The following is a 22,674-nucleotide window of genomic DNA, read 5'->3' on the forward strand; positions in this document are numbered from 1 at the left end:
GTTTTTTTTCGCCACTGCCATGAGAAATGCGATGATCAAGTGAGCAGAAGCCTTAACTTGAGCCCAAACCTGCCGTTAATGCATATATTATCGTCAAAATGGAAATCAACATGGATGTGAGTGCAATTGCGAGTGTTGCCTCCGATCTTTCAGCTACGCGCTTGCAGCAGGAAGTGGGGACGACGGTACTGAAAAAAGCCCTGGATATCAGCTCAGCCAATGCGTTGGCATTGCTGGAGGCGCTACCAGCTCCCTCCGCCAATCTGCCGGCACATCTAGGACAGAATGTGAATACGGTGGCTTGAAATATCCATATCAATATCAGGAAAAAATAAAGCCCTGCTTTGCAGGGCTTTATTTTTGAAGAAAAAAAGCAGACCTTCTCGGGGAGGATAAAGGCCTGCTATGAGGAGCTTGGAGATTCAATATACGTTAGGCATTCACCAGTCGGCCACTCTTGAGCTTGACACTGTCCCCTACAGAATAGTGGGGCATGTTGTACTGGGTAAAAGTATACAAGTGCCCATCGCTCATTCTGACTTTGATGATGTAGGTTGCGCCTTCCGCTGTTTTATCATTGATGTGGTAAGCATCGCTATTATTCGTATGAGAAGTAAAAGAGCGAATCGATATGATAGTGCCACACTCCAGGCAAGTATGAGTCGATTCGTTCTTACCCGCTTCGTTAGTGTCTTGTGTCAGTATATTGCTGATCACCATGGCGGCATTGGGATCGGTAATTAATTCCTGAGCAAGGTCGGGGCGATAGGTATGCGCCACAGGAATCAGGCCAGTCATCGCGGCGCTCCCTACCAAGCTGAATATCGTCATGGCGGTTGCTGCAACCAAGACCATGGGGTGCGTTTTTTTTGTATTGGATCCCATCATATGTTTAGTATCTCCGACTCATGATTTTCGTTTGGAGTATGCAGCCGAAAAATTCAATTAATCTATAGCGAAGAGTGTGCCAACATTAATAAATCTATATTTATCATTGGGTTAATTGAATTTGGAGCGAGCGGGCCCTTCTGTTTCATGTCTCAAAATTGAGACGTATTGCGTGCATGATGAGTTAACTTGTTGAAAATCAATGGGTAATTCCGTCTCTCAGAGGAGACATTAATGTGCGGTATTGTCGTTCTTGAACAACGCCGGCGTGAGCTGGTGGCGTTGCAATAGCTTGTAAAACTCGGTGCGATTGCGTTGCGCCAGGCGGGCAGCTTGTGTAACGCCTCCATTCGTGGCCTTGAGCAGCTTGATCAGGTAGTCGCGCTCAAAATTCTTCCGTGCAACTTCAAACGGTACAATGCCGCCGATGTTTTCTTGCAATGCTTTTTGTACCAAAGTGGCCGGGATTAAGGGTGTGGTGCAGAGCACTACGGTTTGTTCGACGATATTCTGCAACTGGCGGACGTTGCCAGGCCATGGCGCAGTGATCAACAGCTCCAAGGCTTCGGGGGCAAAGCCGTTGAGTTTTTTACGGTACTTGGTGGCCAGTTCGTTGAGAAAGTTATTGGCCAATAGGGAAATATCTTCACGACGTGCAGCCAGGGGAGGAATTTCAAGTCCGACAACATTGATGCGATAGTACAGGTCTTCGCGGAACCGTCCGGCTTTCATCTCCTCTGCCAGGTTGCGGTGAGTCGCAGAAATCACACGCACATCAATGTTGATGCTGGTATTGGACCCGACGGGACGGATGGCGCGCTCCTGCAGGGCTCTAAGCAGTTTTACCTGCAATGGCAGCGGCATGTCGCCGATTTCGTCCAGGAACAGGGTGCCGCCGTCAGCCGTCTGGAACAGCCCTTTGTGATCGCGCAAGGCGCCGGTGAATGCCCCTTTGCTATGACCGAATAGTTCAGACTCAAGCAGGGCTTCTGGAATGGCACCGCAATTGATGGCGATAAAAGGCTTGTCCCGGCGAGGACTGGCCTGATGGATGGCGCGTGCCAGCAACTCCTTGCCCGTCCCGCTTTCACCTTGGATAAATACGCTGGCATCGGAAACTGCCATGAGCTTGGCTTGCCCGAGCAAGTTTTCCATTTGCGGACTGCGTGTAATGATGCTCTTGCGCCATTCATTGTCGATATCCTGGTCATGAGGCTGCAGATCGCCTGTGCCGATGCGTAATGCGGCCTCTACCTGCTGCAGCAGTGACTTGCTGTCAAAAGGCTTAGTGAGGAAGCCGAATACGCCGCGTTGTGTCGCATCGACCGCTTCAGGGATCGAGCCGTGGGCTGTAACCATGATCACGGGCAAGGCAGGATCGGATTGATGGATGGCATCGAACAGGGCCAAGCCATCCATGCCAGGCATGCGTAAGTCTGTAATCACCAGGCTTGGTCGGCTGATGGCAATTTGGGACAGCGCCTCTTCTGCATTGGTGGCAGTGATGACTTGGTAACCTGCTGCCTGCAGCCTCATTCCCATGAGTTTGAGGATGTCGGGATCATCATCGACAGTCAGGATTTTCTTGGTTGTTCCTATCATTTACCGTTGCTCCGGGTTGGAGGGTTGTTCAGTGATTTCTGCATCATGGTTCTCTCAATTTTCTTCAATTCATCCAGCTTCTTTTGCAAGTTATCAGCTTTTTGCTGACTTTCGTCCGCGCGTCGCATTTCGTCGCGCAGGCGCTGGGTAAGCTTGGCGATTTCCGCTGCATTTTCTCTCAAGATGGAAACGATGGCTTTTTCTTCCTTGCCCAGCTGTTTTTCACGTGCCAACTCCTCAAGCAAGGGTTGTGCCTTGATCGGATCACGCAATTTGCTGCCAGGGATGGCATAGATAATGGCAACGCGGGTCTTTTGATGTAAGTCTTTATTGTTACTGCTGATTTTATTTAAAGCTTCTGCCAGCTCTTTTTTTTGTGACTCGAGCGACAGCTCGGAGAAATGACTGATGAATTCCAGCAGGTTGGAGGCAGCGTAGCGTTCCTTGGTCGGCTGAGGGGGGGGAGGAGGCGCCTGGTGGATAGGAGCTTGGGCAGGTGTCGGCTGGTGAGCGCAGGCGCTGAGCAAAGTTGCTGTCATGGCGATGGTAAGCAGGTTATTCAGGTTCATTTTGTTAAAGCTTTCAATGGAAGGGTAACGCGGAAACGGGCACCGCGCTCAGAAGGCAAGAGAATGATTTCACCGCCATGCGCGTCGACGTATTCTTTGGCGATGGAAAGCCCAAGCCCGCTGCCGCTGACCAGGCTCTCATGGGCGCTGTCGCCACGGTAGAAGGGCTCGAACAGTTTGGCCTTGTCGGATGCCATGACGCCGGGGCCGCCGTCGTGGACTTCGATGATGGCTTGGTGTGCCTGATGTGTAATGCTGATACGAATGCTGCTGGATGGCGAAGTGTACTTGACGGCATTGGAAATCAGGTTGTCCAGTACGGAGTGAATTTTTTCCCGGTCGGCCTGAATGAGAGTAGGAAAGAAGTCACGCTGGATATTGATATTCTTGTTGCTGATTGTCAGGGAGTAGTCTGCGAGAATTGCTTCCGCAAGTCCGGTGAGGTCTACAGTTTCCAGATTGAGCTGTGGCGCATGGAATTGCGCTGCAGTGAAACTGAGCAGGTTTTCTATCATTTTCTGCAGCCGTAAGCTGCTTTCACGCAGTATCCCGGCAATTTCGCGCTGTTGCGGCGTGAGAGGGCCACCCACTTCGTCACTCAGTAGCTCGCTGCCTTCCCGGATTGCGGTAAGCGGAGTTTTAAGCTCATGGGAGACATTGCGCAAGAAGCGCTGCTTCTGCTGGTCAAGCTCGTTCAGTTGTGCACGCAGCCAGTCCAGGCGTTCGCCCAGGTTGCGCAGGTCGCCAGGACCGTCGATGCTGATCGGCTCGCTATAGTCGCCCTCGCCAAGCTTGCGGATGGCGGCATCCATGCGCCGGATCGGTTGGGCGACGAGAAATGTGATCATGAGGGCGACCAGCAGCGCAACCGGGATCAGGGTAAGTGTCTGCCAGAGCATGATTTGCTGTGTTCGCTCTGCAGTTTCTGCAAGGATGGCGGATTCCCGATCTATCTGACGATTATTTTCATCGAGAATATCTTGAGCCTGTACCGTCAGGTCGGCAAACCGACCAACGATTTCTTCGATTGACGAGGATTCCGTGGAATGCTGCGCGACATTTTGAAAAAGTGCTTGCTCCTCTGCAGACAACTTGCTTAAAGCAAGCCTTTGCTTGCTGGTCATGGGAAGCTGGTCCAGATCGTGCCATGAATCGACGAACTTTTCATGCGCCTTCTCATAGTTTTCCAGCAGCAATTCATCTTCCAGCACAAAATACTGCCGCGCGCTGCGTTCCATGAAGGCGATCTGTTCGACGAGGGCACGGCTTGCCCGGGTAGCCTGTACTGCCTGAGTGACTGCATCGCTGCTCTGAGTGGCAAGCCGGTCCAGGTAAAGGGCTGCATTGCCGAATGCAAACAATAGCGGCAGCATCGCAAGTGCGAAACCGATCAGCAGTAGCTTGAGAAAGGATTTTGGGTATGTAATTTGCAAAGCGTGCGTTCCGTTCCTTTTCGTTGGCGAAGCTGGGATAATTTGAAGAAGCAAATTGCCTTCATCTTAAACCATCTCTTCTGTCACGGGCATACGGTGCTTGTCCTACAAAAGCCTGCCATCCAACATCCAAGTATAATGTCGCGATGGCTAATTTATCTCTTATCGTGGCGGTTGCCCGGAATCGTGTCATCGGCCTCAACAACGCCTTGCCCTGGCACCTTCCGGAGGACCTCAAGCGCTTCCGGGCCCTGACCACTGGTCACCATATCATCATGGGCCGCAAGACTTATGAATCGCTCAACCGGCTATTGCCGGACCGCACGACTATCATTGTGACTCGCAACCAGAATTATCATGTGCCAGGTGCCATGATCGCGCATAGCCTGGAGCAGGCGATAGACATGGCGGCAGATGATGCCGAGGCATTCCTGATCGGTGGCGCGGAGCTATACCAAGCTGGATTGAAGCTGGCCGACCGCCTCTATATTACGGAGATCGACGCCGAGTTTGCCGGTGACGCTTTCCTGCCCGCATTTGATTTACGGGATTGGCAGAAAGTGGCGAGTGAAGAGATGGTCAGCGCCCAGGGCTTGCCATTTCGCTATATCACTTATGTGCGTAAAAATAGCAAGATGCCTACGGGCTGAGTCTGTAAGGGGCAGACTCAGCCCCGTTTTCAATTGGCAACGCAGTCCACATAGTAGTGCGCCTTGCCATCCACGATTTCCTTTACCAGGCCGTGGACATCCGTCTCGAAACCGGGGAAGCGCTCATTGAAGTCGCGTGCGAAACGCAGGTAGTTGATGATGACTTTGTTGAAACGCTCGCCGGGAATCAGTAATGGAATGCCGGGTGGATAGGGCGTCAGCAATACCGCGGTGATGCGGCCTTCCAGCTCATCAATCAGGACGCGGTCGATCTTGCGATGGGCTACCTTGGCGAATGCATCGGTAGGCTTCATGGCGGGTACCATGTTGGACAGATACATTTCCGTGGTAAGGCGCGCCACGTCATTAGCTTTGTATATTTCGTGGATCTGCGTGCACAACTCTCGCAGGCCGATTCGCTCGTAACGCGGATGCTTGGCGACAAACTCAGGCAATACCTTCCATAACGGCTGGTTCTTGTCGTAGTCGTCCTTGAACTGCTGCAAGGCCGTTACCATCGTGTTCCAGCGGCCCTTGGTGATGCCGATGGTGAACATGATGAAGAAGGAGTAGAGGCCGGTTTTTTCCACAATGACGCCATGCTCGGCCAGATACTTGGTGACGATGGCGGCGGGAATGCCAATCTCGTCGGAAAATGCGCCATCTACATCCAATCCCGGCGTGATAATGGTGGCCTTGATCGGGTCGAGCATGTTGAAACCTTCGGCGAGATTGCCGAAGCCGTGCCAGCGTTCGCCAGCCTTGAGCATCCAGGCGGCGCGCTCTTCGATACCTTCCTCGGAGAGGTCGTCTGGCCCCCACACCTTGAACCACCAGTCACTACCCCACTCTTCGTCCACCTTACGCATCGCGCGGCGGAAATCAAGGGCTTCCATGATGGACTCCTCCACCAAGGCAGTGCCGCCCGGCGCTTCCATCATGGCGGCGGCGACATCGCAACTGGCAATGATGGAATATTGCGGGCTGGTCGAGGTATGCATCAGATAAGCTTCGTTGAACAGGTCGCGATCAAGCTGTATGTCCTGTGCGTCCTGCACCAAGATTTGCGATGCCTGGCTGAGGCCGGCCAGCAGTTTGTGGGTGGATTGGGTGGAAAACACCATGGACTGCTTGCAGCGCGGACGGTCGGCTCCAATCGCGTGATAATCGCCATAGAAGTCATGGAACGTGGCGTGCGGCAGCCAGGCTTCGTCGAAATGCAGGGTATCGATCTTGCCATCCAGCATTTCCTTGATTTCCTCGACATTGTAGAGCACGCCATCGTAAGTGGACTGAGTGATGGTCAGCACGCGCGGTTTGACATTCTTGTCCCCAATGAAGGGGTTGGCTTCCAGTTTTTTCTGGATGTTCTCCCAGGAGAACTCTGCCTTGGGGATTGGCCCGATGATGCCGAAATGGTTGCGGGTCGGCATCAGGAAGATGGGAATCGCGCCGGTCATGATGATGGAGTGCAATACCGACTTGTGGCAATTGCGGTCCACGATCACTACGTCACCCGGCGCCACAGTGGAATTCCAGACGATCTTGTTGGAGGTGGATGTGCCGTTGGTGACGAAGTAGAGGTGGTCGCAATTGAAGATGCGGGCTGCATTGCGTTCGGAAGCCGCCACCGGGCCGGTATGATCGAGCAACTGTCCTAGCTCGTCCACTGCATTGCAGACGTCGGCGCGCAACATGTTCTCGCCGAAGAACTGGTGAAACATCTGGCCGACCGGTGATTTGAGGAAAGCGACGCCGCCGGAGTGTCCGGGACAGTGCCAGGAATATGAGCCGTCCGCCGCATAATGAGTGAGTGCACGGAAGAAGGGCGGCGGCAGGCTGTCCAGGTAGGCGCGCGCCTCACGTACAATATACTTGGCGACGAACTCAGGCGTATCCTCGAACATATGGATAAAACCGTTCAGTTCACGCAGGATTGCATTCGGGATATGGCGCGATGTGCGGGTTTCGCCATGCAGGAAGATGGGAATTTCCTCATTGCGGAAGCGGATTTCATCCACGAAATTACGCAGGTTCTCCAGCGCTTCCGGGGATTCTTCAATGAATTCCTCATCGTCTATCGACAGGATAAAGGCAGAAGCACGGCTTTGCTGCTGGGCAAACGAAGTCAGGTCGCCGTAACTGGTGACACCGAGCACCTCGAAGCCTTCATTTTCAATGGCCTTGGCCAGCACGCGGATGCCCAGGCCGGAAGAGTTTTCTGAACGGAAGTCCTCGTCAATGATGACGACAGGGAAACGGAATTTCATGAGGCCTCCTGAAGGCATACAGGGCCTGCTGCCACATTGTTCATGGAGAACATGGCAACAGACCCCTCATTAAAAAAAGCGCAATATAGCATAATCACTCGCGATGCATATGACCGCGAAGCGTGCGTTGCGGTCAGATCTTGGGCAGGGTGACTCCTACCTGGCCCTGGTATTTGCCACCCCTGTCCTTGTAAGAAATTTCACATTCTTCGTCAGACTCAAAAAAGAGCACCTGGGCGCAGCCTTCTCCCGCATAAATCTTGGCCGGCAACGGGGTGGTATTGCTGAATTCCAGTGTGACATAGCCCTCCCATTCGGGCTCGAACGGGGTAACGTTGACGATAATCCCGCAGCGCGCATAAGTGGATTTTCCGAGACACACGGTCAGAACGCTGCGCGGAATGCGGAAGTATTCAACCGTACGGGCCAGGGCAAATGAGTTAGGCGGGATAATACAGAAATCGTTCTTGAATTCGACAAATGAGTTGGGATCGAAATTCTTGGGGTCGACAATCGTGCTGTTGATGTTGGTGAAGACCTTGAACTCATCTGCGCAACGGATATCGTATCCATAGCTCGAGGTGCCATAGGAGACGATCTTCTCGCCATTCACTTGGCGGATCAGGTTGGGCTCGAACGGCTCGATCATGCCATGCTGTGCTGCCATGCGGCGTATCCATTTATCGGATTTAATGCTCATTGCAATCTCTTTCGCTGAAAGACAAAAAGCGGAGTGTATGCACTCCGCTTTGGTTCGTCATTTAAGATGAAATTATTTTTTATCGCCACCCAGCGCAATACTGTAGCGCCAGAATTGGTCCTCATGCTCGAATATGACCTTGGACGCTTCAGGGTCACTGCTGCCGGCAGGATACTGGTGTACAGGCTTGCGGTCCTTGGCCCAAGCCTCGATGACAGGATCCACTAAGCGCCACTGGGCTTCCACTTCGCTGATGTGCAGGTAGAGCGAGTTATCCCCTTCCATTAGGTTCAGCAGCAGGGCCTCGTAAGCATCGATGGTTTCATCACCTTCCTGGCGGTTGGCGCCGTCGAGCTCAATCGTGCGGGTCGCGATATCCAAGCCGGGAATCTTGGACTGGATTTCAAACTTGATGCATTCTCTCGGCTGGATGCCGATGATGAGCCAGTTCTGATCCTGCCCGTTGCCCAGTTGCAGCGGTGCTTTCTTGAAGCGGATCGCAATGCGGGTATCTGCCTCGTGAAGGCGCTTGGCCGTGCGGATGTAGAATGGCACGCCTTCCCAGCGTGGGTTGTCGATGAACAGCTTGAGCGCGGCGTAGGTTTCCACCACACTGCTGTCGTCGCCGAGTTCTTCCAGATAGCCAGGCACTTTTTCACCCTTGATTTCACCGGACGAATATTGTGCGCGGAATGCGTATTTTTCCAGCTCGTCGACCGGAATAGGGCGAATGGCTTCCAGGACCTTGATCTTCTCGGCGCGGATGTCGTCCGGATTCAGCGAGGCTGGTTGTTCCATGGCGGTCAGCGCCAATGTCTGTAACACATGGCTCTGAATCATGTCGCGCAGCGCGCCGGTAGCATCGTAGAACTGGGTGCGCTCGCCAACCCCGAGTTGTTCGGTATTGGTGATCTGCACATGATCGATGTAGTCCTTGTTCCACAAAGGTTCGAGGATGGTATTGGCAAAACGTTGCAGCATGATGTTCTGCAAGGCGGATTTACCAAGGTAGTGGTCAATGCGGTATATCTGGCTTTCCTTGAGGTGCTTGGTGATCGAGGACTGCAGCTCTTGAGCGCTCTTCAGATCAGTGCCGAATGGTTTCTCGACGACAACGCGACGCCAGTATTTGCCTTCCTCGGTCAATCCAACGCTGGCGAGCTGGTCAACAATCGCTGCAAAATCAGATGGCCGTACAGAAAGGAAATAGGCCAAGTTTTGCGGGAAGATAGCCTCGTCCGATAAGGTTTCCTTCAGGCGGGTGAAGGAGCTGGGGTCATCAGGCGGATTGGCATGGTAATGATGGCGCTCGATAAAGCGCTTGAACACTGCCTGGTCATAGCCCTTGGGGAACTTGGCATCCAGCATGCTCTTGATGTCTGCAAGCCAGTCCTCGCGAGAAACCTGGCTGCGGCCAACGGAGAGGATGGCCATTTTCTCAGGCAGGCGACCAGCCTGGTCAAGACGGAATAGTCCAGGCATGAGCTTGATGCGGGAGAGGTTGCCGCTCGCACCAAACAGAACAAGGGTACAGGGGTCTATGACTTTCATTCAGTGTTCTCTAATTTTGGGTTGGTCATGACGACCATGCAGGGGACATGGCCGTCGCATTGCTTACTTGGTTTTGACGGCATGTCCGCCAAAGGCGTTGCGCATCATGGATAGCAGCTTGTAGCTGTAGCCAGTATCCTCCTGGCTGGCGAAGCGCATTTGCAATGCCAGGGTCAGCACAGGGGCGGCAACACCCTGGTCAACAGCCTCGACCACTGTCCAGCGGCCTTCGCCGGAATCTGCAACGTATGGTGCAATCGCGGACAACTCCTGATCGTGCGCCAGCGCTTCCGCTGTCAGGTCGAGTAGCCAGCTGCGGACGACAGAACCATGGCGCCAAAGCTCCGTGATCTGCGCGAGGTCAAGGTTGAACTCTTCCTTGCCCTTGAGCAGGTCGAGGCCTTCGGCAAATGCCTGCATCATGCCGTACTCAATCCCGTTGTGGATCATCTTGGTGAAGTGGCCGGAGCCGACTGGTCCGACATGCGCCCAGCCGCGATCTGCATGTGCGAGCGCCTGCATGATGGGCACCACGGCATCGGCAGCATCCTTGCTCCCGCCATACATCAGGCAGTAGCCATTATCTAGGCCCCAGATGCCGCCGGAGGTACCACAGTCAATGAATTCAATGCCGTGCTCGGCCAGCCAAGCGCCGCGGCGCTGACTATGTTTGTAATTCGAGTTTCCGCCATCAACGATGATGTCGCCTTTGCTCAACAAGGGGACAAGGTCCTTGATCTGGTTTTCGGTGATGTCGCCGCTAGGCAGCATGATCCACACAATTTTCCGGGGTTCCCCCGACAGCTTGGAGACAGCATCCTCGACAGAGCTGGCAGGAATCATGCCGTTAGTCAGGGAAATCTGGTTGACCGCATCCTGATTAAAGTCGAAGCCTACGACTTCGATGCCATGTTTAAGGAGACGGCGTGCCATGTTGCCGCCCATTTTTCCCAAGCCGATAATTGCAAGTTTCATTGAATTTTTTCCTTGATGAGGATCATGCCATCTTTACTCCGTGGCGCTTCCTTTTGGGCAAGGCCATTGAGATTGAGATGGGTGGGGGTTGATAATGTTAGAATTCTCAAGATATAGCCCGGTAATTATAACGTGAAGGTTTTATATCATGCAAAATACAACACAGTCCCTGATGATTAATGATCAGGTAAGCCGATGGCAAGTGTACACGGCGCAGGAAGCGTTATACAGCAGTGCCGTCAAGCATATCGAGGAAGCCGCGCGCAACGCTATCGCCGGTCACGGCAAGTTCAGCATTGTGCTCGCGGGCGGTAGTACGCCCAAGAGCATCTACCAGTTGCTACCGAAGATCGATACCGACTGGAGCAAGTGGCATGTGTTCTATGGTGATGATCGTTGCCTGCCACCCGAGCATGAAGAGCGCAACAGTTTGATGGCGCATGAAGCCTGGCTCAAGCATGTGGCCATCCCTTCATCCCAGATTCACGATATCCCAGCAGAACGTGGCCCGGTGGAAGCGGCACATGCGTACAATCAGACATTGGCAGCGGTGGGAGAGTTTGATCTCGTGTTGCTGGGCTTGGGGGAAGATGGCCACACGGCCAGCCTATTCCCAGGCCATACCTGGGATGATACACAGTCCGCAGTGCCGGTGTTTGGTGCACCCAAGCCGCCGCCAGAGCGGGTTTCCCTTACGGCTGCACGCCTTAGTCAGTCGCGGGAGGTCATATTCTTCGTGACCGGCGCGGGTAAGCAGGAAGCCGTGGACAACTGGCGCCGCGGCGAGCCGATTCCGGCCAGCCTGATCAAGCCCAAGAACGGGGTGGATGTCTATATCTTCGGCGTTAACTTGTAACGGATATATGCCGTTTTTTTAGGAGCTCAAGGTCCACGAGAGAGCCTTCTTGCTCAAAAACGCTAAGTGTTCTGGATCACGATATTGGGGAACTTGCTGCTGTGGTCTTGACGCAGGTTGGCCAACTTGACTGCGGCACGGCGGGCAATGGACTTGTAGATGCCGGCAACCTGGCCTGCAGGGTCGGCAACTACTGTTGGCTTGCCGCTGTCAGTCTCTTCGCGGATGCGGATGTCCAGTGGCAGGCTGCCTAGCAGTTCTACATCATAGTCGGCGCACATCCGGGCTGCACCCCCGGAACCGAATATGTGCTCTTCATGTCCGCATTGCGAGCAGATATGCGTGCTCATGTTCTCGACAATGCCGAGAATGGGAATGCCGACCTTCTCGAACATTTTGAGCCCCTTGCGGGCATCCAGCAGGGCAATGTCCTGCGGCGTGGTGACAATGATGGCGCCGGTGACCGGTACTTTCTGCGCTAAGGTAAGCTGGATATCGCCGGTCCCCGGGGGTAGGTCGACTACCAGATAGTCCAGGTCTTTCCAGCGGGTGTCTCGCAATAATTGCTCCAGTGCGCCGACAACCATCGGGCCACGCCAGACCATGGGGGTGTCGATATCCACCAGGAAGCCGATGGACATGGCTTGCACGCCGTAGCGCTCTAACGGCTCCATGCTTTTGCCGTCGGCGCTTTCCGGCTTGCCCGAAATGCCCAGCATTTGCGGCTGGGAGGGGCCATAAATATCGGCATCGAGTATGCCGACGCGCGCGCCTTCTGCGGCCAGTGCCAGTGCCAGATTGACCGCCGTGGTGGACTTCCCGACCCCGCCTTTGCCGGAAGCGACGGCAATGATGTTCTTGACGTTCGGGATAAGCTGAACGCCTCGCTGTACTTCATGGGAGACAATGCGGCTGGTGACGCCGACTGTCACATTCTCTACTCCAGGCAAGGCTGCTAAAGCCTGTGTTACCAGATCCCTGATTTCTCCGAGGATACTGTTCGCGGGATAATCGAGTAAGATCTCGACCGAAACATGGCTGCCGGCAATGGTAATCTGGCGCGCGGATTTGCTGCTGATGAAGTCTTTGCCGGTGTTGGGGTCAATCACTGAGCGAAGGGCGTCCTGTACCAGGGATTCGGTAAGCGGCATAAGGTTTTCCTGCGGATTCGTTGAATGGACATTCTAGCTTATGAGGATTGCTTATGTGAAACCGTGGCAGTTTGTTAGAATGCGAGATTCCTTTTGTTGCTTGCTATAGAGAATGATGCCCGGAACCGGAAATACCCCTGCCAACGCTTGGAGCGCACCACGAAAATTGCTGGTTACCTCTGCCTTGCCTTATGCAAACGGCAGCATCCACCTTGGTCACATGGTGGAGTACGTGCAGAGCGACATCTGGGTACGTTTCCAGAAGATGCAAGGGCATACCGTACACTATGTCTGTGCCGATGATACCCATGGCACGCCCATCATGTTGCGTGCGGAAAAGGAAGGCATCACGCCGGAGGAACTGATACGCCGTGTCCATGCCGAGCACTATGCTGATTTCAGTGATTTCCTCGTGGCTTTCGATAATTATTATTCCACCAATTCCGAGGAGAATCGCGAATTGGCAAGCCAGATCTACCGCGCGCTGAAAGCGAATGGCAAGATCGCGACGCGCACGATTGAGCAGTATTATGACCCGGTCAAGCATATGTTTCTGCCTGACCGCTTCATCAAGGGAGAATGCCCCAAATGCCATGCCAAGGATCAGTATGGCGATTCCTGCGAGTCCTGCGGTACGACATATAGTCCGACGGAATTGATCGCACCTTATTCCGCAGTGTCAGGCGCGGCGCCGGTACGCAAGGAAACCGAGCATTATTTCTTCAAACTGAGCGAGTGCGAGGATTTTCTCAGGCAATGGACGCGTTCCGGCACCCTGCAGCCGGAAGCGGCCAACAAGATGGGGGAGTGGTTTGCCTCAGGCTTGTCGGACTGGGATATCTCCCGTGATGCGCCGTATTTCGGCTTCGAGATTCCCGATGCGCCCGGCAAGTATTTCTATGTCTGGCTGGATGCGCCTATCGGCTACATGGCCAGTTTCAAGGATCTCGCAACGCGTGAGGGCCTGGATTTCGATGAGTACTGGAAGCCAGACAGCCAGGCCGAGCTATACCACTTTATCGGCAAGGATATCCTGTATTTCCATGCGTTATTCTGGCCCGCCACATTGAAGTTTTCTGGTTATCGCCAGCCGACGAAGGTATTCGCTCACGGCTTCCTGACCGTCAACGGCGAGAAAATGTCCAAGTCGCGCGGCACTTTCATTACCGCGCGCAGTTATCTTGACCACGTCAAGAATCCCGAGTACCTGCGTTATTACTACGCAGCCAAGCTCAACGGCAGCATGGAGGATATCGATCTCAACTTGGAGGACTTCGTCGCACGCGTGAATAGCGACCTGGTGGGCAAATACGTCAATATTGCCAGCCGTACTGCCGGCTTCATTGCCAAACGCTTTGACGGCAAGCTGGGTACCGTGGGCGAGAACGCGGTGATTGCTGAATTGCGTGCTGCTGCCGACAGTATCCGCGAGAGCTTTGAAAACCGGGATACCGCACGTGCGGTGCGCGACATCATGGCACTGGCGGACAAGGCCAATGCCTATGTGGCAGAGCATGCCCCGTGGGACATGGCAAAGCAGCCGGAGCAAACGGCAGCGCTGCATGCAGTCTGTTCTGTCGCCCTGGAAATGTTCCGCCTACTCACTTTGTACCTCAAGCCGGTATTGCCTGGATTGGCGCAAGCTGTCGAGAAATTTCTCAAGATCGACCCATTGACCTGGGCGGATATTGACCGCCCGCTGCCAGCTGGCCACCAGATACAGGCTTACCAGCACCTGATCACCCGCATTGACCCCAAGCATGTGGAGGCCATGGTCGAGGCGAATAAGGAGTCGCTGCAAACCCACGCTGCTGTCGTGCCAGAACAAAAACAGGTTGCTTCGGAAGCGACACCGGAAAGTGTTTACATCTCGATCGATGATTTCGCCAAGGTCGATTTGCGTATTGCGCGCATCGCCAATGCCGAGCATGTCGAGGGCGCTGAAAAATTACTCAGGCTGAGTCTGGATATTGGCGAGGAGAGGCCGCGTCAAGTTTTTGCAGGCATCAAGTCCGCCTATGACCCTGAAAGCCTGAAGGGGCGTCTGACGGTGATGGTGGCTAACCTTGCGCCGCGCAAGATGAAGTTCGGCTTGTCGGAGGGCATGGTGCTCGCTGCGAGTGACGAGCGAGGAGGGCCATTCATCCTATCGCCGGATAGTGGCGCCCAGCCAGGGATGCGCGTTAAGTAAAATAAATTGCCAGATGAAAAAAGCCCCGGTGACGGGGCTTTTGTTTTTTTGCGTGGTGCTTATTTTTTGTCGTTTTTCGCCGTGGTTGTTTTTTCCGCCTTGGGCGTTTTGCCGACGGAAACCTCACTACGCAGCTTGTCTATGCTTTTCTTACCAAACCCTTTTACGTTGTCCAAGTCGTCCACCGATTTGAAACTGCCGTTCGCTTTGCGGTAATCAATGATTGCCTGGGCTTTTGCTGGGCCGATGCCTTTCACTGATTCCAGTTCCACCGCAGAGGCAGTGTTGAGGTCAACCGCCGCCATGGCATTGAATGTCAACCCAAACAACACGAGGACTGCAAACAACAAAGACTTCATGATGCTCTCCTTAGATATGATGGAATTGCCCTTTCATTCCAGGGCCAGAACATCATATGCTTCATGTTGAGCATGAGCTATTGGTGGAAAGTATAGTTTTTTTGTGAGTGTTTTTCCTTATTTTCCTAGGATTGATTCCCGAATTTGATCCAGTGTGGCTAGTGGGTCGGCTGCCCTGGTGATGGGACGGCCCATCACCAGGTAGTTGGAGCCCATGGCAAGCGCCCTGGCGGGCGTCACCACGCGGGATTGGTCGTCGAGCGCGGCGTCCGCAGGGCGGATACCAGGCGTCACCAGGCAAAAATCATGACCCAGTGCCCGGCGCAGTGCTGGAGCCTCCTGGGCAGAACAGACGACACCATCCAGGCCTGCCTGCTGGCTGAGTCTTGCCAAGTGTAATACATGCTGCTCGATCGGGGCATTCACTCCCAGCTCGGACAGCTCCTCCTGGTTCATGCTGGTCAATACCGTCACTGCAATTAGCAATGGAGCGTGGCCACTCCGCGCTACGCCCTCGCGTGCAGCCTGCATCATCTGGCTACCGCCAGAAGCATGCACATTGAGCATCCATACGCCCAGCTTGCTTGCTGCTTCGCAAGCCTTGGCGACCGTATTGGGGATGTCGTGAAACTTGAGGTCTAGGAACACGCCAAAGCCGAGCTTGATTAATGCCTCCACTAGCTGCGGACCAGCAGCGGTGAACAATTCCTTCCCTACCTTGACCCGGCACAATGCTGGATCAAGCTGGCGGGCTAGCCCCAGGGCGTGTGCAGCATCAGGGTAATCAAGGGCGACAATGATCTTTGGGTCGGTCATACGGCGGATTCTTTGGTTTCGGGAGAGAGAGATTCCCACGCGTTGCATGCGGGGCACTGCCAGTGGAAGTTGCGGGCGCGGAAGCCGCACTGGTCACAATAGTGTGCGCTACGATTGCCAATGGCATAACGCACGGTTTGTTGCATCAGCAAGGCATCCTGCTGGTTGGCGCCTTCCAGCAGCGATTGCGCACGCAGAAACTGATCCAGGGCTTGCAGGCTAGGTTTACGGCGCAGTTCTTCCCGTGCAAGCTTTTCAGCGCTGGCAGCGCCTTCTTCGCTCAAGGTGGTTTCATAGACCAGGTTGAGAATAGACGGAAGCTTGTATGTCTGCAGGTAGCCCTTCAGCAGGGTGATGCCCTCATCCAGATTGCCTAACGCCTTATAGCTGTTGAGCAGCTTTGGGGCGACAAGTCCGAGATATTCAGGCCGCTGGAATTCGACGCGCTTCCAGAAGGAAATAGCCTGTTTGTGGTTGCCTGCGCCAGCTTCGAGATCGCCCAGCATGATATTGGCGCGGACGCAGCCCTTATCGGCTTCAATCGCTGTGTCCAGCGCATGGCGTGCACTATGGACATCGTGTTCAAGGATAGCCTTCATTGCGATTTCGCAGTGGAACTGGGCTACTTCCTTGCGGAAAGAAATACCAGACAGTCGTTCAAGCTCTACCGCACTTTTGATCGCATGATGCCATTCCCGCTCGCGGATATAGATTTCCAATAGCGCGCGCAAGGCGGTCTGCTTGTAACGGCTGTCGTGCAATGAGGTAAACAGCTCTTCCGCGCGGTCAAACAGGCCTGCCTTGAGATAATCCTGCGCCAGTTCTGCCATGACGGCCTGCTTTTGCTGGTCCGGTAATTCTTTGCGTTCCAGCAGGCTGAGATGCAGGTGGATTGCACGGTCTACTTCACCGCGGCGGCGGAACAGGCTGCCCAAGGCAAAATGCAGTTCCATGGAGTCTGCATTGGCTTGCACCGCTTCGATGAAGGCTTCTATCGCCTTATCGTGCTGGTCGCTGATGAGGAAGTTCAAGCCTTTGAAATAGGCTGCGGGTAAAGTCGTGGATTCGGTGAGCAGCTGATTGATATCCACGCGTGCGGCCAGCCAGCCGAGCGTAAAGAAGAGGGGGAGGGCGAGCAGCCACCAGTATTCAAATTCCATGGTTGGTTTCCAGGCCTGTAATCAGCACGACAGGCATCTAACTAGAAGGATGACGTTGCAAGTCATGTGCTTGTCATTTGGTCATCTTGAGGTTCTTGATTTCTTTTTCCAGAGCAAGCAGCTTGCGGCGCTGGCTAATCAACGAGCCCAGGCAGGCAACGACGCCTGCAATGATGCCGCTGAAAAATGTCACCAGAAGCATGAGGGAAAGCGGTGCTTTCCAGGAGTAGCCCAGATAATAGGCTAGCTCGACGGGTTCCGCGTTCTTGAAGGCAAACCCGAGCAGTAGGATGAACAGCAAAACGCCAAGTACGGTATATAAGGTGCGCATGGCTCAATTTTACCCAAGCATTGCCGAAGCGTGCAGGATTTAATGTAAAAAAACGGTAGCATCATCGATGCTACCGTTTTTCCCAGCACAGCAGTCTGCGTGCTTAATTGCTGTTGCCGTCTACACGCTCACGCAATTCCTTGCCTGCCTTGAAATGAGGTACGTGTTTCTCAGGTACCTGCACTTTTTCACCAGTCTTGGGGTTGCGTCCTAGCCGCGGTGGACGGTAGTTCAGACTGAAGCTACCGAAACCACGGATTTCAATACGCTCACCAGAAGCAAGATTCTCCGTCATGGAGTCAAGAATCGTCTTGACGGAAAGTTCTGCATCCTTGACGACCAGTTGCGGAAAGCGTGCAGCCAGGTTGGCAATCAACTCCGATTTGGTCATGACGCTATGACCTTACTCGTTGTTTTTGCCGTCGAGCTTGGCCTTCAGCAATGCACCAAGATTGGTAGTGCCAGCAGATCCGGCATCATTGCTGAACTTTTGCAACGCATCAGCTTCATCGGCAATATCCTTCGCCTTGATGGAAAGAGCGATGGAACGGTTCTTGCGGTCGATATTAGTGATGCGGGCTTCGATCTCGTCACCCTCCTTGAGAACGGTAGAAATGTCGTCCACCTTGTCACGGGAAACTTCGGAAGCGCGCAGGTAGCCTTCAACCTCGTTGTCCAGCGCAATCACGGCACCCTTGGCCTCGATGGACTTGACAGTACCCTTGACGATAGCACCCTTGTCGTTCAGTGCGGTGTAAGCACTGAATGGGTCGCTATCCAGTTGCTTGACGCCCAGAGAGATGCGCTCTTTCTCAACATCAATGCTAAGCACCACTGCCTCGAGTTCATCACCCTTCTTGAAGTTGCGGATTGCTTCTTCACCAGGCTGGTTCCATGACAGGTCGGACAGATGAACCAGACCGTCGATGCCGCCAGGCAGACCGATGAATACGCCGAAGTCGGTGATGGACTTGATCTGACCGCTAACCTTGTCGCCCTTCTTGTGGGTGGCAGCAAAGTCATCCCATGGGTTGGCTTGGCATTGCTTCATGCCCAGGGAGAGGCGGCGACGGTCTTCGTCGATTTCCAGAATCATGACTTCTACTTCGTCACCCAGCTGAGCAATCTTGGCAGGATGGACGTTCTTGTTGGTCCAGTCCATTTCGGAAACGTGTACCAAACCTTCGATGCCTGGTTCGATTTCAACGAATGCACCGTAGTCGGTCAGATTGGTGACCTTGCCGAACAGGCGGGTACCGACTGGATAGCGGCGGCCCAAGGCAACCCATGGGTCATCGCCCAGTTGCTTGATGCCCAGGGAAACGCGGTTTTTCTCTTGATCGAACTTGAGGATTTTGGCTTCGACTTCTTCACCAACGGTCAATACTTCCGATGGGTGCTTGACGCGGCGCCATGCGAGGTCGGTGATGTGCAGCAAGCCGTCGATACCACCCAGGTCGACGAACGCACCGTAGTCGGTAATATTCTTGACGATGCCCTTGACCACTGCACCTTCTTTCAATGACTCCAGCAGGGCTTCGCGGTCGGCGCCCATGGTTTCTTCCAGTACAGCGCGGCGTGAAACCACAACATTATTGCGCTTGCGATCCAGCTTGATGACCTTGAAATCCCATTCCTTGTTTTCGAAAGGCGTGGTGTCCTTCACAGGGCGCAGGTCAACCAGTGAGCCTGGCAGGAATGCACGAATGCTGTTGACCATGACGGTCAGGCCACCCTTGACACGACCATTGACCATGCCCTTGATGATACGGGATTCGTTCATCGCTTCTTCGAGTTCTTGCCATGCCGCGAGGCGCTTGGCCTTTTCGCGGGAAAGTTTGGTGGAACCATAACCATCTTCCAGGGATTCGATGCAGACTTTAACGAAATCGCCTACATTCACTTCGAGTTCGCCACGATCATTGCGGAACTCCGAAGCGGGAATCACGCTTTCGGACTTCAGGCCAGCGTTGACAATGACAAAGTCGTCATCGATGGAGACAACTTCAGCGGTGATCACTTCACCGGAGCGCATTTCCTGGCGAGCCAGGCTTTCCTCGAACAGGGCTGCGAAGCTTTCCATGGAGGAGGTTGTGGTTGAAAGGTTAGTCATTAAAAAAATATCCAGATAATCCCGCCGTGCAGCGGGTCAAATTAAAAAAAACCATGAACCGGTGAGATTCACGGCACTCATACTGAAAGCTTATTTTCCAGCGTCAGCTCGGCTATAATCCAGAATAGCCTCGACTGCCTGGTCTATGCTGAGGTCGCTGGTTTCCAGCAACCTCGCGCTCTCGCTTTTTTGCAGCGGCGCAACGGCTCTTTGGCTGTCCCTTGCATCGCGGGTTTGCAAATCCTGCAAGATTTCCGCGAGATTAGCATGGATTCCTTTTTCTATCAACTGTTTATAACGCCTCTCAGCCCTGACTTCCGCGCTGGCAGTAAGAAATATCTTGGTTTGTGCATCAGGGAAGACGACCGTGGCCATATCCCGGCCATCTGCAACCAGGCCTGGTGCCTTGCGGAAACTCTGTTGCAGATTGAGGAGTGCGCGGCGCAGGGCAGGATGAACAGCAACTTCTGATGCACCACGACTGATTTCTTCAGTACGTACAGCCTCGGTGATGATTTCGCCATCCAGGTAGATTTCATCGTCCAAAAAGCAGATATCCAACTCTTGCGCCAACTTTGCCAGCGCGGCTTCATCCTGCCAGCTGATGCCGCGCCTGAGTGCTGCCAGCGCGGCGATGCGATAGATGGCGCCCGAGTCCAGGTAGTGGTAGCCCAAGGCCTTTGCTACGCGCTGGGCCACGGTCCCCTTGCCGGAGGCGGAGGGGCCATCGATGGCGATGACGGGTACGGCAGAGGTTTGCATGTCAGTCATTGGCAGTGCGGAGATAATCGGTTTTACGCATGAACCAGCGCGGAAAATCGCTCGAAATAGTCAGGGAAGGTCTTGGCAACGCAGTTCGGGTCATTGATCACGATGGGGACGCCGCCGAGTGCAACCAGCGAGAAACACATCGCCATGCGGTGATCGTCGTAGGTGTCGATACAGGCGTTGGGCGTCAGTGCGTCTGGGGGCGTAATCCGGAGGTAGTCGTTGCCTTCCTCCACAACAGCCCCGACCTTGCGCAGCTCTGTTGCCATGGCGGCCAGGCGGTCGGTTTCCTTGACGCGCCAGCTCGCGATATTGCGCAAGGTGCTTGTGCCGTCGGCAAACAAGGCCAGGATCGCCAGCGTCATGGCGGCATCCGGGATGTGGTTGCAATCCATATCCAGCGCCTTGAGTTTGCCTGGCGTCGAGTGGACCTTGATCCAGTGGTCACCGGTATTGACGTCGGCCCCCATCCGTTCAAGGGCCTCGACAAAGCGCACATCACCTTGAATGCTGTTGCGGCCTACGCCTTCTACCGTGACCGGGCCCTGCCCGATCGCTCCTGCTGCAAGAAAGTATGAGGCAGAGGAGGCGTCTCCCTCGACATGGACAATGCCGGGGCTTTTGTAGCGGCTGCCGGCAGGAATGGTGAACGTGCGCCAGTGCTCGCGCAGCACTTCGATGCCGAATTGACGCATGAGGTTGAGCGTGATGTCGATGTAGGGTTTCGAGATCAATTCGCCGATGACTTCGATTCGCGCTTCCTCGCCCGTGAGAGGCAAAGCCATCAGCAAGGCGGTCAGGAATTGGCTGGAGACATCGCCGCGTACCCGCAATGCCTCGCTGGTATTCAGTGTCGCAGGGCGGATATGCAAGGGAGGAAAGCCTGGGTTCTGCAGATATTCAATGGCGGCGCCAGCTGCATTCAGCGTATCCACCAGGTCGCCAATCGGTCGTTCGTGCATGCGGGCGATGCCGGATAGTTCATAGTTACCGTGCGACAAGGCCAGCGCCGCAGTCAATGGCCGAAAAGCGGTGCCGGCATTGCCAAGAAACAACGCGGCCTGTTTGACCGGGAATTCCCCGCATGTGCCATGAACCTGCCATTGATGGAGACCGGTCTGCTCCAGCTTGACGCCTAGTATGCGCAGGGCGTCGAGCATGCGTTGCGTATCGTCCGATGCCAGAAGCTCATGAATTTCGGTATCGCCCTGTGCCAGCGCTGCAAGCAACAGGGTGCGGTTGGAAATGCTCTTCGATCCAGGCAGCTTGACGGTGCCATAGGCATGGCGTACGGCCGGTAGGGTGAGGCTTTCCATACCTAGTTACCCCCTTGCGCTGATTGGGTGCGCTCGGCCCATGCATTGCGGGCGTGGCTGGCACGTTCGAAGATGGCTTGCAGGCTGGCAGCGTTGCCTTGTTCCAGAGTTTGGCGCAGGCGAGCAAGGCTGGCTTGGTAGTGATCCAGCTCTTGCAGCAGGGCGGTGCGGTTGGCCAGGCTGATGTCGCGCCACATTTCCGGGGAGCTGCCTGCGATGCGGGTGAAGTCGCGGAAGCCGCTCGCTGCAAACTCGAAGAACTGGTCTGCGTCGGGGCGTGCCGCCAATTCGTCTACCAGGGCAAATGCCAGCAGGTGAGGCAAGTGGCTGACGGCGGCAAACACCGTGTCATGCTCGGCCGGGCTCATTTGCCGCACAATGGCGCCAGTGCTCAGCCAGAGTTCATGAATTGCCTGGATTGCGGCTGGGTCGGTGTGCGCGCAGGGTGTGAGAATGACCTTTTTGTTCTGATAAAGCGTGGCTTGCGCGGCAGATGGACCGCTTTTTTCTGCCCCTGCAATCGGGTGACCTGGCACGAAGCGCGAGGCAGCCTCGCCGAGGATGCGGTGGGCCTGTTCGACAATCTCGGCCTTGGTGCTGCCTGCATCGGTGACGATGGTATTTTCTTCCAGATGCGGTGCAATACGCTCGAGGATGGAGGCAATCTGGGCCACGGGGGTCGCGATCATGACCACGTCCACGTCCTTTAGCGCCGTGACCGGGTCGCTGGCAGCTTCATCAATGATGCCAAGCGCTAAGGCTTCCTGCAAGCTGTCACCTGTGCGTCCAATGCCGGTGACATGCCAGTCTTTGTTGGCTGCCTTGAGCGCGAGTGCAAGTGAGCCACCGATCAGGCCTACGCCAAAAACAAGCAGTTTTTTCAAGGTGCGAACAGTGCGAGGTGAATGAAAACGGCAATTGTATCATGCCAGCGGTGATTGGCTGGACGGAGAAAGGCAACCGGGGCGTTCCTTG

At 54.6% G+C, this 22,674-nt stretch carries 22 protein-coding genes; 4 read left to right on the plus strand and 18 right to left on the minus strand.

Going from position 1 to position 22,674, the window contains the following annotated elements; all coding sequences use genetic code 11:
• Nucleotides 1–110: 110 nt before the first annotated feature.
• Entirely contained in the window at nucleotides 111–305 is a 195-nt protein-coding gene (locus tag MFLA_RS04660; RefSeq protein ID WP_048811863.1) for a YjfB family protein, read from the plus strand.
• Nucleotides 306–432: 127 nt separating this feature from the next.
• Here MFLA_RS04660 and MFLA_RS04665 read toward each other — a convergent pair whose 3' ends face one another.
• The 4 genes from MFLA_RS04665 to MFLA_RS04680 all read right to left on the minus strand — a co-directional run bounded on the left by MFLA_RS04665 (nucleotide 433) and on the right by MFLA_RS04680 (nucleotide 4,492).
• Nucleotides 433–888 (minus strand): hypothetical protein, encoded by a 456-nt coding sequence (locus MFLA_RS04665; RefSeq protein WP_011479275.1) that lies wholly within the window; start codon nucleotides 886–888, stop codon nucleotides 433–435.
• A gap of 231 nt (nucleotides 889–1,119) precedes the next feature.
• Complete coding sequence (locus tag MFLA_RS04670; protein ID WP_011479276.1) at nucleotides 1,120–2,490, minus strand: sigma 54-interacting transcriptional regulator; 1,371 nt, start codon at nucleotides 2,488–2,490, stop codon at nucleotides 1,120–1,122.
• A complete protein-coding gene (locus tag MFLA_RS04675; protein ID WP_011479277.1) occupies nucleotides 2,487–3,059 on the minus strand; it encodes a hypothetical protein in 573 nt (190 codons plus the stop codon). Before MFLA_RS04675 ends, MFLA_RS04670 begins: the two co-directional genes overlap by 4 nt.
• Nucleotides 3,056–4,492, minus strand: a complete 1,437-nt coding sequence (locus tag MFLA_RS04680; protein WP_048811572.1) for a sensor histidine kinase — start codon at nucleotides 4,490–4,492, stop codon at nucleotides 3,056–3,058. The genes MFLA_RS04675 and MFLA_RS04680 overlap by 4 nt, the downstream gene beginning before the upstream one ends.
• A gap of 146 nt (nucleotides 4,493–4,638) precedes the next feature.
• Here MFLA_RS04680 and MFLA_RS04685 point away from each other — a divergent pair, with 146 nt between their 5' ends.
• Nucleotides 4,639–5,142 (plus strand): dihydrofolate reductase, encoded by a 504-nt coding sequence (locus tag MFLA_RS04685; RefSeq protein ID WP_011479279.1) that lies wholly within the window; start codon nucleotides 4,639–4,641, stop codon nucleotides 5,140–5,142.
• A 29-nt stretch (nucleotides 5,143–5,171) separates the two neighbouring features.
• On the opposite strand, the gene MFLA_RS04690 is transcribed toward MFLA_RS04685, so the two are convergent.
• From MFLA_RS04690 to gnd, 4 genes are all read right to left on the minus strand, one after another.
• Complete coding sequence (locus MFLA_RS04690) at nucleotides 5,172–7,412, minus strand: arginine/lysine/ornithine decarboxylase (RefSeq protein WP_011479280.1); 2,241 nt, start codon at nucleotides 7,410–7,412, stop codon at nucleotides 5,172–5,174.
• Nucleotides 7,413–7,545: 133 nt separating this feature from the next.
• Nucleotides 7,546–8,112 (minus strand): dCTP deaminase, encoded by a 567-nt coding sequence (gene dcd, locus MFLA_RS04695; protein ID WP_011479281.1) that lies wholly within the window; start codon nucleotides 8,110–8,112, stop codon nucleotides 7,546–7,548.
• A 72-nt stretch (nucleotides 8,113–8,184) separates the two neighbouring features.
• Nucleotides 8,185–9,663, minus strand: a complete 1,479-nt coding sequence (gene zwf, locus MFLA_RS04700) for a glucose-6-phosphate dehydrogenase (RefSeq protein WP_011479282.1) — start codon at nucleotides 9,661–9,663, stop codon at nucleotides 8,185–8,187.
• 63 nt (nucleotides 9,664–9,726) lie between these two features.
• Nucleotides 9,727–10,638, minus strand: a complete 912-nt coding sequence (gene gnd / locus MFLA_RS04705) for a phosphogluconate dehydrogenase (NAD(+)-dependent, decarboxylating) (protein WP_011479283.1) — start codon at nucleotides 10,636–10,638, stop codon at nucleotides 9,727–9,729.
• A 148-nt stretch (nucleotides 10,639–10,786) separates the two neighbouring features.
• Between gnd and pgl the strand changes: the two genes are divergently transcribed.
• Complete coding sequence (gene pgl / locus MFLA_RS04710; protein WP_011479284.1) at nucleotides 10,787–11,494, plus strand: 6-phosphogluconolactonase; 708 nt, start codon at nucleotides 10,787–10,789, stop codon at nucleotides 11,492–11,494.
• A 62-nt stretch (nucleotides 11,495–11,556) separates the two neighbouring features.
• Here pgl and apbC read toward each other — a convergent pair whose 3' ends face one another.
• The gene (apbC, locus tag MFLA_RS04715; RefSeq protein ID WP_011479285.1) at nucleotides 11,557–12,645 is read right to left on the minus strand and encodes an iron-sulfur cluster carrier protein ApbC; all 1,089 of its coding nucleotides are present in this window, start codon (nucleotides 12,643–12,645) and stop codon (nucleotides 11,557–11,559) included.
• Between the two features lie 112 nt (nucleotides 12,646–12,757).
• Between apbC and metG the strand changes: the two genes are divergently transcribed.
• Nucleotides 12,758–14,836: a methionine--tRNA ligase gene (gene metG / locus MFLA_RS04720; protein WP_011479286.1), complete on the plus strand. Its 2,079-nt coding sequence runs from the start codon at nucleotides 12,758–12,760 to the stop codon at nucleotides 14,834–14,836.
• 59 nt (nucleotides 14,837–14,895) lie between these two features.
• Here the strand turns inward: metG and MFLA_RS04725 are convergent, their stop codons facing one another.
• From MFLA_RS04725 to MFLA_RS04765, 9 genes are all read right to left on the minus strand, one after another.
• Complete coding sequence (locus MFLA_RS04725; RefSeq protein ID WP_011479287.1) at nucleotides 14,896–15,195, minus strand: ComEA family DNA-binding protein; 300 nt, start codon at nucleotides 15,193–15,195, stop codon at nucleotides 14,896–14,898.
• Nucleotides 15,196–15,312: 117 nt separating this feature from the next.
• Nucleotides 15,313–16,011 (minus strand): orotidine-5'-phosphate decarboxylase, encoded by a 699-nt coding sequence (gene pyrF / locus MFLA_RS04730; protein ID WP_011479288.1) that lies wholly within the window; start codon nucleotides 16,009–16,011, stop codon nucleotides 15,313–15,315.
• Nucleotides 16,008–17,171, minus strand: a complete 1,164-nt coding sequence (gene lapB / locus MFLA_RS04735) for a lipopolysaccharide assembly protein LapB (RefSeq protein ID WP_011479289.1) — start codon at nucleotides 17,169–17,171, stop codon at nucleotides 16,008–16,010. Before lapB ends, pyrF begins: the two co-directional genes overlap by 4 nt.
• A gap of 73 nt (nucleotides 17,172–17,244) precedes the next feature.
• Nucleotides 17,245–17,502 (minus strand): LapA family protein, encoded by a 258-nt coding sequence (locus MFLA_RS04740; protein ID WP_011479290.1) that lies wholly within the window; start codon nucleotides 17,500–17,502, stop codon nucleotides 17,245–17,247.
• Between the two features lie 103 nt (nucleotides 17,503–17,605).
• Nucleotides 17,606–17,893, minus strand: coding sequence for an integration host factor subunit beta (locus MFLA_RS04745; protein ID WP_011479291.1), 288 nt, complete (start codon nucleotides 17,891–17,893; stop codon nucleotides 17,606–17,608).
• Between the two features lie 12 nt (nucleotides 17,894–17,905).
• The gene (gene rpsA / locus MFLA_RS04750; protein WP_011479292.1) at nucleotides 17,906–19,615 is read right to left on the minus strand and encodes a 30S ribosomal protein S1; all 1,710 of its coding nucleotides are present in this window, start codon (nucleotides 19,613–19,615) and stop codon (nucleotides 17,906–17,908) included.
• A gap of 90 nt (nucleotides 19,616–19,705) precedes the next feature.
• Nucleotides 19,706–20,386, minus strand: coding sequence for a (d)CMP kinase (gene cmk, locus MFLA_RS04755; RefSeq protein WP_011479293.1), 681 nt, complete (start codon nucleotides 20,384–20,386; stop codon nucleotides 19,706–19,708).
• Nucleotides 20,387–20,409: 23 nt separating this feature from the next.
• Complete coding sequence (aroA, locus tag MFLA_RS04760; protein ID WP_011479294.1) at nucleotides 20,410–21,699, minus strand: 3-phosphoshikimate 1-carboxyvinyltransferase; 1,290 nt, start codon at nucleotides 21,697–21,699, stop codon at nucleotides 20,410–20,412.
• A 2-nt stretch (nucleotides 21,700–21,701) separates the two neighbouring features.
• Nucleotides 21,702–22,583, minus strand: a complete 882-nt coding sequence (locus MFLA_RS04765) for a prephenate dehydrogenase (RefSeq protein ID WP_011479295.1) — start codon at nucleotides 22,581–22,583, stop codon at nucleotides 21,702–21,704.
• Between the last annotated feature and the right edge of the window lie 91 nt (nucleotides 22,584–22,674).

The sequence above is a fragment of the Methylobacillus flagellatus KT genome, assembly GCF_000013705.1.
Taxonomy (GTDB): Bacteria; Pseudomonadota; Gammaproteobacteria; order Burkholderiales; family Methylophilaceae; genus Methylobacillus; species Methylobacillus flagellatus.